The 10,752-nt window shown below is 65.1% G+C and carries 12 protein-coding genes; 2 read left to right on the top strand and 10 right to left on the bottom strand.

The features are described 5' to 3' along the window. Positions 1-160 precede the first annotated feature (160 nt). From H9X91_RS12150 to H9X91_RS12115, 8 genes are all read right to left on the bottom strand, one after another. Positions 161-781: a regulatory protein RecX gene (locus H9X91_RS12150; RefSeq protein WP_204805386.1), complete on the bottom strand. Its 621-nt coding sequence runs from the start codon at positions 779-781 to the stop codon at positions 161-163. Then, on the bottom strand, positions 771-1,877 hold the full coding sequence (gene recA, locus H9X91_RS12145; RefSeq protein ID WP_204805385.1) for a recombinase RecA: 1,107 nt from the start codon (positions 1,875-1,877) through the stop codon (positions 771-773). Before recA ends, H9X91_RS12150 begins: the two co-directional genes overlap by 11 nt. A 39-nt stretch (positions 1,878-1,916) precedes the next feature. Then, entirely contained in the window at positions 1,917-2,783 is an 867-nt protein-coding gene (prmC, locus tag H9X91_RS12140; RefSeq protein ID WP_204805384.1) for a peptide chain release factor N(5)-glutamine methyltransferase, read from the bottom strand. A 156-nt stretch (positions 2,784-2,939) separates the two neighbouring features. Further along, positions 2,940-3,914, bottom strand: a complete 975-nt coding sequence (locus tag H9X91_RS12135; RefSeq protein WP_204805383.1) for a DUF1385 domain-containing protein — start codon at positions 3,912-3,914, stop codon at positions 2,940-2,942. Between the two features lie 84 nt (positions 3,915-3,998). Continuing rightward, entirely contained in the window at positions 3,999-5,441 is a 1,443-nt protein-coding gene (locus tag H9X91_RS12130) for a sensor histidine kinase (RefSeq protein ID WP_204805381.1), read from the bottom strand. A gap of 67 nt (positions 5,442-5,508) precedes the next feature. Beyond that, the gene (locus tag H9X91_RS12125) at positions 5,509-6,195 is read right to left on the bottom strand and encodes a response regulator transcription factor (protein ID WP_204805380.1); all 687 of its coding nucleotides are present in this window, start codon (positions 6,193-6,195) and stop codon (positions 5,509-5,511) included. A 23-nt stretch (positions 6,196-6,218) separates the two neighbouring features. Beyond that, positions 6,219-7,571: an FG-GAP repeat domain-containing protein gene (locus H9X91_RS12120; RefSeq protein ID WP_338111982.1), complete on the bottom strand. Its 1,353-nt coding sequence runs from the start codon at positions 7,569-7,571 to the stop codon at positions 6,219-6,221. A 182-nt stretch (positions 7,572-7,753) separates the two neighbouring features. Further along, entirely contained in the window at positions 7,754-8,038 is a 285-nt protein-coding gene (locus tag H9X91_RS12115; protein WP_204805378.1) for a GIY-YIG nuclease family protein, read from the bottom strand. A gap of 92 nt (positions 8,039-8,130) precedes the next feature. On the opposite strand from H9X91_RS12115, the gene sigK reads away from it, so the two are divergent. Next, positions 8,131-8,847 (top strand): RNA polymerase sporulation sigma factor SigK, encoded by a 717-nt coding sequence (sigK, locus tag H9X91_RS12110; protein ID WP_204805377.1) that lies wholly within the window; start codon positions 8,131-8,133, stop codon positions 8,845-8,847. 42 nt (positions 8,848-8,889) lie between these two features. On the opposite strand, the gene lexA is transcribed toward sigK, so the two are convergent. Continuing rightward, the gene (gene lexA, locus H9X91_RS12105) at positions 8,890-9,480 is read right to left on the bottom strand and encodes a transcriptional repressor LexA (RefSeq protein ID WP_204805376.1); all 591 of its coding nucleotides are present in this window, start codon (positions 9,478-9,480) and stop codon (positions 8,890-8,892) included. A gap of 238 nt (positions 9,481-9,718) precedes the next feature. On the opposite strand from lexA, the gene secG reads away from it, so the two are divergent. Continuing rightward, positions 9,719-9,961: a preprotein translocase subunit SecG gene (gene secG / locus H9X91_RS12100; protein ID WP_204805375.1), complete on the top strand. Its 243-nt coding sequence runs from the start codon at positions 9,719-9,721 to the stop codon at positions 9,959-9,961. 47 nt (positions 9,962-10,008) lie between these two features. Here secG and H9X91_RS12095 read toward each other — a convergent pair whose 3' ends face one another. Next, a complete protein-coding gene (locus tag H9X91_RS12095) occupies positions 10,009-10,722 on the bottom strand; it encodes a polysaccharide deacetylase family protein (RefSeq protein ID WP_204805373.1) in 714 nt (237 codons plus the stop codon). Positions 10,723-10,752 lie beyond the last annotated feature (30 nt).

The following is a 10,752-nucleotide window of genomic DNA, read 5'->3' as shown; positions in this document are numbered from 1 at the left end:
TCGCGCGCGGAGGGCCACTGCACCGGAGCGCGCTTAGCGCCTTTTTCTCTTCCACCGGGCGCGGCGCATTCTCTTTTTGGGCAAGACCAAAAAGAGAATGGGGGGCGCACCCCTGTGGGAACAGCCCCCTGCGGGAGCAGACGCCCCCCCGCCAGGGGCGTCATTCCTCCGGTATCTCCGCCCCCAGGCGCCCCCACGCCTCCCGGATATCTCCCCAGGAGAATCCCCTGCGGAGCAGCGCGCTGGTGAGCCGCCGCTTCTCCGCCTCCTCCGGGGTCCGTCCCCGGAGCTTGGCGGCCAGGAACCGGTCGATCTGCTCCGCGCTGTCGCCCGCCTGGTCCAGGGCCTCGTCCCACAGCTCCCGGGGCACGCCCTTCTCCCGCAGCTTCTCCCGGATGCGGGCGGGGCCGTAGCCCAGCCCCGCGCAGTGCCGCACCAGGATCGCCGCGTAGTCCGCGTCGTTGAGGGCGCCGATGGCCTCCAGCCACTCGGCGGCGTAGCGGGCCTCCGCCTGGCTGGCCCCCTTCTCCTGGAGCTTCCGCTCCAGGTCATGGCGGCTCATGGCCCGCTTGCCGATGAGGTCCGCCGCCGCGGCCTTCACGTTGGAGACCCCGGCGGCCTCCTTCAGCTGGCCCAGGCGCCGGGCGTCCAGGTCGTCTCCCGGCCGCAGGCCGAAGTCCAGCAGCTCCTGCTCCGTGATCTTCAGGCAGGCGCCGTCCTCCAGAAACACCAGCACCCGGCCCTTTTTGTGGGGAGACGCCTGGATGCGCTCAATCCGCATCGTCGAAGTCGTCGGCGCTCACGTCCACCGCCCGGCCGGCCGCCTTGGCGGCGATGCGGGCCTGGTTGCTCATCAGCTTGTCGAAGTTCTTGCGGATGTCCGCCTCCAGCTTGTCCGCCACCTCCGGGTTCTCCTGGAGGTACCGCTTGGCGGCGTCCCGGCCCTGGCCGATGCGGGTCTCCCCGATGGAGAACCAGGAGCCGGACTTCTGCACCAGCTCCAGCTTCACGCCCAGGTCGATGAGCTCGCCGAAGTGGGAGATGCCCTCGCCGTACATGATGTCGAACTCCGCCTCCCGGAAGGGGGGCGCCACCTTGTTCTTCACCACCTTGGCCCGGGTCCGGTTGCCCACGATCTCGGAGCCGTTCTTCAGCGCCTCGATCCGGCGCACGTCGATGCGGACGGAGGCGTAGAACTTCAGCGCCCGGCCGCCGGTGGTCACCTCGGGGTTGCCGTACATGATGCCCACCTTTTCCCGCAGCTGGTTGATGAAGATGACGATGCAGTTGGTCTTGCCGATGGCGCCGGTGAGCTTCCGCAGGGCCTGGCTCATCAGCCGGGCCTGGAGGCCCACGTAGCTGTCGCCCATCTCGCCCTCGATCTCCGCCCGGGGCACCAGGGCCGCCACGGAGTCCACCACCACCACGTCGATGGCGCCGGAGCGGACCAGGGCCTCGGTGATCTCCAGGGCCTGCTCGCCGGTGTCCGGCTGGGCGATCAGCATATCCTCCACCTTCACGCCCAGGGCCCGGGCGTAGGTGGGATCCAGGGCGTGCTCCGCGTCCACGAAAGCCACCTCGCCGCCCCGCTTCTGGGCCTCGGCGATGACATGGAGGGCCAGAGTGGTCTTACCGGAGGACTCCGGCCCGTAGATCTCCACGATCCGCCCCTTGGGCAGGCCGCCGATGCCCAGGGCCACGTCCAGGGACAGGGAGCCCGTGGGGATGTAGTCCACATTCAGCTCCGCCTTGTCGCCGAAGCGCATGATGGAGCCCTTGCCGTACATCCGCTCGATCTGGGCCATGGCCGTGTCGATGGCCCGCTTCTTATCGTCCGCCGGCCCCGCGTTGGGCAGCGGCGCTTTCTCTCTCGCCATTGTGTTCTCCTCCTGCTATCACATTTCTCAAAAACATTGTCAGATCTCCGTACACAGCGTGCCGAACACCACCCGGGGGATGTCGTGGTGGTCCTTCACCACCTGGATGTCCCCGAAGCCCTGGGCCCGCATGATCCGCAGCACCGCGTCCGCCTGGCCGATGCCCACCTCGAAGTACAGCCGGCCGCCGGGGGCCAGGGCCGCCTTCCACTTCTCGGAGATGCTCCGGTAAAAGTCCAGGCCGTCCTCGCCGCCGTCCAGGGCCAGATGGGGCTCGTAGTCTCGGACGGAGGTGTCCAGCGTCGCGATGTCCGCCCGGGGGATGTAGGGCGGGTTGGAGACGATGCACTGGAACTCCCCCAGGGACTTCTCCGGCTTTTCCCGGGCGTCCGCCTGGATGGGCACCACCCGGGCCGTCAGGCTGTTGCGGCGGATGTTCTGGCGGCAGATCTTCAGCGCGCCGTCGGACCACTCCCCCAGCACCACCCGGGCCTGGGGCGCCTGGGCGGCCACCGCCAGGCCGACGCAGCCGCTGCCGGCGCACAGGTCCAGCACCCGGCATTCCCCCAGGGTCTTGATGTAGCCGATGGCCTGCTCCGCCAGCACCTCCGTGTCCGGCCGGGGGATCAGCACGTCCCGGGAGATGTCCAGGGGCAGGCCGTAGAACTCCCACTCGCCGATGAGGTAGGCCACCGGCTCCCCGGCCAGGTGCCGCTCCACCAGGTCCCGGACCCGGCGCTCCAGCTCCGGGGAGGCGTACAGCCCCCCGTCCCGGGCCAGATCCTCCCGGCTCTTGTTGGTGCCGAAGCACACCAGCTCCCGGGCCTCCAGCGTGGCCTCTTCAATGCCGGCCTTCCGCAGCTGCTGGCGGATATCCAAATACAAATTGTTGTATGTCGTCGCCATAATACGCCTCGCTATCGTTTCTCTGGCGGGAAACCCAGTTAGGAGTTAGGAATTAGGAGTTAGGAATTGTGGTGTCCGGCAAAGCCGGACCGATTCAAATCGTTCCGCCTGCGGCGGAACACATCAATTCCTAATTCCTCATTCCTAATTCCTAATTTACCACTCGTCTTTCCCTTTTTCGCTGGGCAGTACCAGCTCCAGGGACCGGATGGCGCACTCGATCATGGAGTCGTCCGGCTCGTTGGTGGTGAAGTTCTGCATCCACATGCCCGGGGCCGTCAGGATCTTGGCCAGGCGGCTGTCCTGCACGTGGCGGCCCACCCAGCGGTTGAACTCATAGGTGATGCCCACCACCAGGGGCAGCAGGATCAGGTGTGCCAGGGTCCGCAGCCAGACGCTGGTGATGGGCCAGATGCCGAACACCACGCTGGACACCAGAATGGACACGAAGATCACCACGAACAGAAAGCTGGTGCCGCACCGGGGATGGTGCCGGGGCTGGATGCGCACGTTCTCCACCGTCAGAGGCAGCCCCGCCTCGTAGCAGAAGATGGTCTTGTGCTCCGCACCGTGGTACTGAAACACCCGGTAGATGTCCTTCTGCCTGGAGCAGAAGATCAGATACAGCAGAAAGATGGCCACCTTCAGGATGCCCTCGATCAGGTTCCGGCCCCACATGGGGAAATCCGGGAAGAAGTGCAGCAGCCCGCCGGTGAGGAAGGTGGGCAGCACCAGAAACAGGAAGACGGACAGGCCGATGCCCAGCAGCACGGAGAAGCCCACGATCAGCCCCTCCAGCTTTTTGTTGGAGAACGTCCGGTCCAGCCACTGTTCGAATTTGGAGGGCTCCGAGACCTCTTCCTCCGGATAGAAGTCGGCGGAGTACATCAGGGCCTTCACGCCGTTGACCATGGAGGACAGGAAGTTGACGGTGCCCCGGATCAACGGCCAGCCCAGGATGGGATGGCGGTCCTTGATGAGCCGCAGCTCCTCCACCTTTTCCACCAGTTCGCCGTTCTGGTCCCGGACCACGATGGCCTGCTTCTCCGGCCCCCGCATCAGGATACCTTCAATGAGCGCCTGTCCGCCGATGCTGGTGCGGAAGGCGCAGGACTTGTTTGCGTCTGCCATGGGAATTCCTTTCTAATGTGCTCAGCAAGCTGATTATATCATGCTCCGCGGCAAAAATCAAACATTTGTTCGATTTCCGCGGGGTCATTCTTTCACCGGCAGGCAGATGGTGACCACCGCGCCGCCGCCATCGGCATTGCCGATGGTAAAGATGCCGTTGTGGAGGCCGACGATCTCGTCGCACACCGCCAGGCCGATGCCGCTGCCCCGGGCCTTGGAGGAGCCCTTGTAGAATTTCTGCTTGATGAAGGGCAGCTCCGCCTCCGGGATGCCGGGGCCGTAGTCCCGGACCCGGACCACCTCGAACTCCCCCTCCCGGCTGATGGAGGCGTCGATCCGCTTGCCGGCGCCGCCGTGCTTGGCGGCGTTGTCCAGCACGTTGCAGAACACCTGCTTCAGCCGCTCGGAGTCGCCGGGGATGGGGGGCAGGTCCTCGTCCCCGCTCTCATAGGTCAGCTCGATCCCCTCCTGCCGGAACAGCTCCCGGTAGGTGAAGATGGCGTCCTCAAACTCCGCCTGCAGGTCCACCTGCTCCATGTGGAGGGTGAAGCGGCCGTCCTCCATCTTGGAGAACTCCAGCAGCTCCTCCACCATGGTGGAGAGGCGCCGGGCCTCGTTGAGGATGATGCGGATGCCCCGGCGCATCTGGGCGGGGTCGTCGGTGGTGTCCTCCAGGATGGTCTCGCCCCAGCCGTTGATGGCGGTGAGGGGCGTCCGCAGCTCGTGGGACACGGAGGAGATGAACTCGGACTTCATCTTCTCGTTCTGGCCGATCTTCAGGGACATGTCGTTGATGTTGTCCACCAGCTCCCCCAGCTCGTCGGTGTACTTGTTCTCGATCTGGAAGCCGTAGCTGCCCGCCGAGATCCGCTTGGCCGCCTCGGTCACCACCGCCACCGGCTCCACCACGTTGTTGATGAACAGCAGGCTGGAGATCAGCACCAGGGCCATGCAGATGACGCCCACCGCCAGGATGATGAACACCACCAGCACGATCTGCCGGTCCACCAGCTTCAGCGAGGTCACCAGCCGCATGACGCCGGCCACCCGGCCGTTGAACAGCAGCGGTGCGGACACCGCCAGGATCTTCTCCCCCGTCTCCGGGTCCCGGCCCTGGAAGGGCTCGATCTTCTGATTGGCGATGGCGTTGGTGATGTCGCTGGTGCCCGGCGAGCTGCCCGCCGTCAGGCCGGAGGTGGACATCTGGATGCGGCCGGTGCTGCCGATGAACTGCAGCTCGATCTGGTTTTTGTCCTCATAGGTGTCCACCGCCTGGGTGGCCATCTGGTTGTACTCGGCGTAGCTGTTCATGAAGTAGTCGTTGAAGGCGTTGGACATGGCCTCCACCTGCTTCACCAGGCCGTTTTCCATGCTGCTGTAGTAGTAGGTGGACACGCCGGCGGACACCAGCGTCACCAGCAGCACCAGCAGCACCAGCACCGGCAGGATGGTATTGACGATCCACCGCTTCCGCAGGCCCCGCAGGCGCAGGGCCGTCCACTTTCGATCCCGTTCTTCCTCCGCCATGGGGCCGCACCTCCTTCTGCTTGGTCTTTCTGCGCGGCTCCCCGGAACCGGCGCATCCTTCAGGTCTTCAGAATCCCCACTTGTACCCGTAGCCCCACACCGTGGTGATGTAGGTGGGATTTTGTACATTGTCCTCGATCTTCAGCCGCAGGCGGCGGATGTTCACATCCACGATCTTCAGCTCGCCGAAGTAGTCCCGGCCCCAGACCATGTCCAGGATCTCCTCCCGGGACAGGGCCTTGCCGGGGTTCTCCATGAACACCTTCATGATGGAGTACTCCACCTGGGTCAGCTTGATCCGCTGGCCGTTCTTCTCCAGGGTGCGGTTGCGGGTGTTCAGCAGGAAGGGGTCCTGCCGGATCTCCCCGGTCTGGGGGACCTCCTCCCCGCCGGCCCGGCGGAACAGGGCGTCCACCCGGGCGGTGAGCTCCGCCGGGGAGAAGGGCTTCGTCACATAGTCGTCGGCGCCGGTCATCAGCCCCGTCACCTTGTCCATCTCCTGGGAGCGGGCGGTGAGCATGATGATGCCGATCTTGGAGTTGGTGGCCCGGATCCGCCGGCAGACCTCGAACCCGTCGATCCCCGGCAGCATGATGTCCAGCAGCGCCACCTTGGTGTCGGGATTCTCCTTCAGCTTCTCCAGCGCCTCTTCGCCGGTCTCGGCCTCAATGACGTCGTATCCCGCCCGGCGCAGGTTGATCACGATAAAGCTGCGGATGCTGGACTCGTCCTCCAGCACCAATACTTTTTTCATCTGGATGTCCGTCCTTTCCATGCTCAGCTGTCGCTGGTGGTCCATTCCTGTGTGATCAGATTGAAGGCCTCCAGCAGCTCGTCCTCCGACAGGCCGTGGCGCCATGTCTCATTCGCTTCCAAAAGCTCCGCCGTGTAGATGGTCTCCATCTGGCGGCGGAGGATGATCCGTCCGCCCCGGGTGGCCCGGATCTCCCGGCTGGGTCCCGTGAGCTTGGTGATCCGCAGGAACGGGATGTCGGCCTCATTTTCCCGGTAGGAAAAGGTCACCGCGCTCTCGTCCGTTCCGGTGGACCGCACGGCGGCCACCTGGCCGTCCCAGGTCTCCTGCAGGCGCAGGTACCATCCGTCCTCCACATTGTGATAGGTGTGCAGCACCAGTGTCCCCGTTCCGTCGCCGGCAAACGCGTACCAGTCGATCCGCCAGGCGCCGTCATCCTCTTCGCCGTTCCGGCCGTGTTCCGTCACCGGGCGGGGCACCTCGGTGATGTTGTCCCCGTTGATGTCCTCCGGATACAGGGAGCAGAAGGGCGCCACCTCCGAGGACACGCCGGTCACATCCGACAGCAGGATGTTCACCAGCTCTCCGTTCTTCACCGTCAGGATGTCTGTGGCCATCCAGGCGGACTCCTCCACCCCGGTGACGAACAGGGCCGGGCTGCTGTCCGCCAGTGTGCCGCTCTTCACCCGGCCCTGCTGGCTCAGCTCCGCCATGGTGCTGGTGATGCGGGCCGAGGTGCGCAGCTGCAGGGCGCCGTCCTCCCAGCAGTAGTAATCCGCCATGCCGTTGCCCTCCGCATCCGCCCGGAAGACCACCAGCTCCCACAGATCGTCCTGATTCAGATCGTTGACGGCGTACCGCACGTAATTGGTGCCCCGGATCAGCTCCTCCGGCACCCCGGACCGCAGGGTGTAGACAGACAGCGCCTGCAGGTCTGTGTTGACGCGCCAGCCCACCAGCAGCTCCTTCCATCCGTCCTGATCCAGGTCCTCATAGGCGATGCTGTAGATGCTGGTGCCGGTCCCCTCGATGACCGCCGTCTGCCGGTACGTCTCCTCCTCAGCCGTGAAGATATAGATCTTCAGCGGCTTTTCGTCTGCGGTGTTGCGGAAAAAGGCCACGGCCTCCTCCTCGCCGTCTCCGTTCAGATCCTCCAGCTGGACGGACTGGATGTTGCTGCCGGAGACCGGCGCCGCATACTCCGCGCCGCTTTCGATCACCTGATTGATGCAGTTGTTCAGCTCCGTATATTCCGCCGGCAGCTGCGGCAGGCTGTACAGCTCCTCCGGAGAGAAGGAAAAGCCGCAGCCGCTGACAGCCAGCAGCAGGCACAGCCCGATCAGGGACAGCAGTCCCCGGTAGATCCGCCGCTTCACAGTCTCCTCCCTTCCGCGCCAGAGGCGCCTGTCCGATTGCATACTCCAACTTGTATATGATAGCACGTTTTCTCTGCAATGGGTAGGGGTTCTTTGCATTTTTCCCGCTTTTTACGTTCTGTTCATTTTCTCCCGGGCGGGGCCTTCGCCGGAAAAACCGGCATGGCAGCGCCATGCCGGTCTCATCCCTCCGTCTCTTCCCCTCCGGCGGCTGCGGCGCGCCGGTACGTCTCCGCCAGCGCCCATTTCTGCCGGTGGGTCATCCGCTTGATGGCCGCCTCCCGCCGCAGGGCCGCGGAGCGGTCTGCCGCCGGCTCCTGGTAGATCAGCTCCACCGGCAGGCGGCTGCGGGTGTATTTGGCGCCCCGCCCGCTCTGGTGGGCCCGCAGGCGGCGGGGCAGGTCATTGGTGCACCCGGTGTAGAGGGATCCGTCCCCGCACCGCAGGATATAGACCAGATATTCCATGGCACGCTCCTCTCCCCTTCGGATCGTCCCTCCTCTTTCCCGGCATGGGGACTTCCCCCCGCGGCATAGGAATGGGGGCAGGGAGGGATCTTATGTTGTCTGCCGCGCTGCTGCTGTTCGCCAATACATTGCTGTTCTCTCTCCGCCTGTCCGGCGGGGGCTCGTTTCCCAAGCCCCTGTCCGCCGCAGAGGAGCGGGAATATCTCCGCCGCTACGCCCAGGGGGACCAGGAGGCCCGGGACGTCCTCATCGAGCGCAACCTGCGCCTGGTGGCCCATATCATCAAGAAGTATTACACCCAGAGCGGAGACCAGGAGGATCTGATCTCCATCGGCACCATCGGCCTCATCAAGGGCATCACCAGCTTCGACCCCGGCAAGGGCGCCCGGCTGGCCACCTACGCCGCCCGCTGCATCGAAAATGAGGTGCTGATGTACTTCCGCAGCCAGAAGAAGCTCCAGGGCGAGGTGTCCCTGTCCGACTCCATCGAGACGGACAAGGAGGGCAACGCCCTCCAGCTGATGGACGTGGTGGGCGTGGACGACACCATGCTGGACGACATCCACGACCGGGACAGCGCCCTGCGGCTGCACCAGCTGGTGCGGGACCAGCTGACCACCCGTGAGGCGGAGATCATCCGCCTGCGGTACGGGCTGGGCGGCACCATCCCCCTGACCCAGCGGGAGATCGCCGCATCCTTCGGCATCTCCCGGTCCTATGTATCCCGCATCGAAAAGCGGGCGCTGGAAAAGCTGCGGCAGGGCCTGCAGGGCCCGCCGCCGGCCGCAGGCCGCGGGGACCGCAGATAAAAAGCGGAGGGGCACGCAGCCCCTCCGCCCCGGTCCTGACGCTCAGTACCGCCGCACCACAGCCGCCACTTTCCCCAGGATCTGGGCATAGGTGCCGTCGATCGGCGCGTAATTCTCGTTCTCCGGCATCAGCCAGACCTGCCCGCCCTTCAGGGCCAGGCGCTTTACCGTGGCCTCGTCGTCGATCATGGCCACCACGATCTCCCCGTGATTGGCGGAGGGCTGCCGGTGGACCACCACCAGGTCGCCCGGCAGGATGCCTGCGTTCAGCATGGACTCTCCCCGGACCCGCAGGGCAAAATACTCCCCGGTCCGGCCGCCGGTGTCAAAGGTCAGATAGTCCTCGATGCACTCCTCTGCCAGGATCGGGCTGCCGGCCGCCACGTTGCCCACCACCGGCACCTGGTTTTCCTGCCTGGGGGCCGTCCGCAGCGTGATGGCCCGGCCCTTGCCGGCCCCCTTTTCGATCACGCCGGCCTCCTCCAGCTGCTTGAGATGAAAGTGGACGGTAGAGGGCGACCTCAGCCCGACGGCCTCTCCGATCTCCCGCACAGAGGGGGGATAGCCCTGCTCCCGGATACAGGCGGCAATGTATTCGTAGATCTTCTGCTGCATCTTTGTCAGTTCCTGCATACGCGCCCCACCTTTGCCAGATTCTTGTCTGCAGTATATCACACTCCCTTCAGAAAAGCAAACATTTGTTCCATATTCTATGGATTTTTTGCGGGACCGCCTCCGCCTGCGCCGATTCCCGGGATCTGCCTGTTTTTTTGCAAAATCCCCTTGAAATGCAGGACAAACTATGGTATCATTAACATCTGTGAAATCAAGATCCATGCCCTGCATGGCTGAAATTTTGGAGGTTATCCTGATGGACGCTTTAACGCTTGTCATTACGATCCTGCAGCTGCTCTGCGGTCTGGCCATCATCGTGGTGGTCCTGTTCCAGTCCGGCAAGAGTGCCGGACTCTCCGGCGCCATCGGCGGCGTGGCGGACTCCTTCCTGTCCCGCAACAAGGCCAAGACCTGGGACGCCAAGCTGGCCCGCGCCACCAAGTGGGTGGGTGCGGTCTTCCTAGTGCTGACCATGGTCCTGCTGATCCTGCAGGGCTGATCTTCCGCAAGACGAGATCCCCGGTGCATGCGCACCGGGGATCTTTTTTACGGCTCGCCGGAGCAGTACAGCACGCCGGCCTCCGGCCGGATGCCGCTGGCTTCCAGCAGCTCCTCCACCGTCACGAAGCAGTACCCCTCCGCCTGCAGGGCGTCCACGATGGCCAGGGCCGCGTCCACAGAGGTGGGGTAGATGTCGTGGAGCAGGATGATCTGGTCCGGTGCCGCGTGTTCCAGCACCGCCTCTGTCACCTGGGCGGCGTCCAGCTTCTCCCAGTCCCGGGGGTCGATGGACCACTTGATCATGGGCACGCCGATCAGCGCCGCGTCCGCCGCGTCCACGGCGCCGTAGGGCGGGCGGAGCCAGTAGTCCTCTCCGCCCAGCAGGGACTCCAGCGCCGCCTCGGTCTGGCCCACCTCCTGCCGGATGGTCTCCTCCGTGACCCCCAGCAGCCGCACGTGGTTCCAGGTATGGCTGCCGATCTGGTGGCCCTCCGCCTGCATCCGCTCCGCCAGGTCCTCGTTGCCCTCGATCTGCTTTCCGATCAGAAAAAACGTGGCCCGGGCGCCCCGCTCCGCAAGGCCGTCCAGCAGGCGCTCCGTGGTCTCCCGCCGGGGGCCGTCGTCAAAGGTGATGGCGATCCGCCTCTCCGCCGGGATCGCCGCCTCCCCGTCCGTCCGCTGCGCCGCCGGCTCACCCGGCGCGCAGCCCGTCAGCACGGCCAGCAGCAGGCAGCAGGCCAGCAGGCGTCCTCTTCCCATCGCGCCCTCACCTCCTCTTTCATACGGTGG

Origin of the sequence: Oscillibacter valericigenes, from assembly GCF_016902445.1 — a bacterium.
Classification (GTDB): Bacteria; Bacillota; Clostridia; order Oscillospirales; family Oscillospiraceae; genus Oscillibacter; species Oscillibacter avistercoris.
Note: the sequence above shows the minus strand (reverse complement) of the source record. Positions and strands in the feature narration are given on the sequence as shown.

Coding starts and splice junctions, on each gene's coding strand:
- H9X91_RS12130 (WP_204805381.1), bottom strand. CDS start 5,441: ATGGCGGAGGAAGAACGGGATCGAAAGTGGACGGCCCTGCGCCTGCGG.
- recA (WP_204805385.1), bottom strand. CDS start 1,877: ATGGCGAGAGAGAAAGCGCCGCTGCCCAACGCGGGGCCGGCGGACGAT.
- H9X91_RS12150 (WP_204805386.1), bottom strand. CDS start 781: ATGCGGATTGAGCGCATCCAGGCGTCTCCCCACAAAAAGGGCCGGGTG.
- H9X91_RS12125 (WP_204805380.1), bottom strand. CDS start 6,195: ATGAAAAAAGTATTGGTGCTGGAGGACGAGTCCAGCATCCGCAGCTTT.
- prmC (WP_204805384.1), bottom strand. CDS start 2,783: ATGGCGACGACATACAACAATTTGTATTTGGATATCCGCCAGCAGCTG.
- sigK (WP_204805377.1), top strand. CDS start 8,131: ATGTTGTCTGCCGCGCTGCTGCTGTTCGCCAATACATTGCTGTTCTCT.
- secG (WP_204805375.1), top strand. CDS start 9,719: ATGGACGCTTTAACGCTTGTCATTACGATCCTGCAGCTGCTCTGCGGT.
- H9X91_RS12095 (WP_204805373.1), bottom strand. CDS start 10,722: ATGGGAAGAGGACGCCTGCTGGCCTGCTGCCTGCTGCTGGCCGTGCTG.
- H9X91_RS12135 (WP_204805383.1), bottom strand. CDS start 3,914: ATGGCAGACGCAAACAAGTCCTGCGCCTTCCGCACCAGCATCGGCGGA.
- H9X91_RS12115 (WP_204805378.1), bottom strand. CDS start 8,038: ATGGAATATCTGGTCTATATCCTGCGGTGCGGGGACGGATCCCTCTAC.
- lexA (WP_204805376.1), bottom strand. CDS start 9,480: ATGCAGGAACTGACAAAGATGCAGCAGAAGATCTACGAATACATTGCC.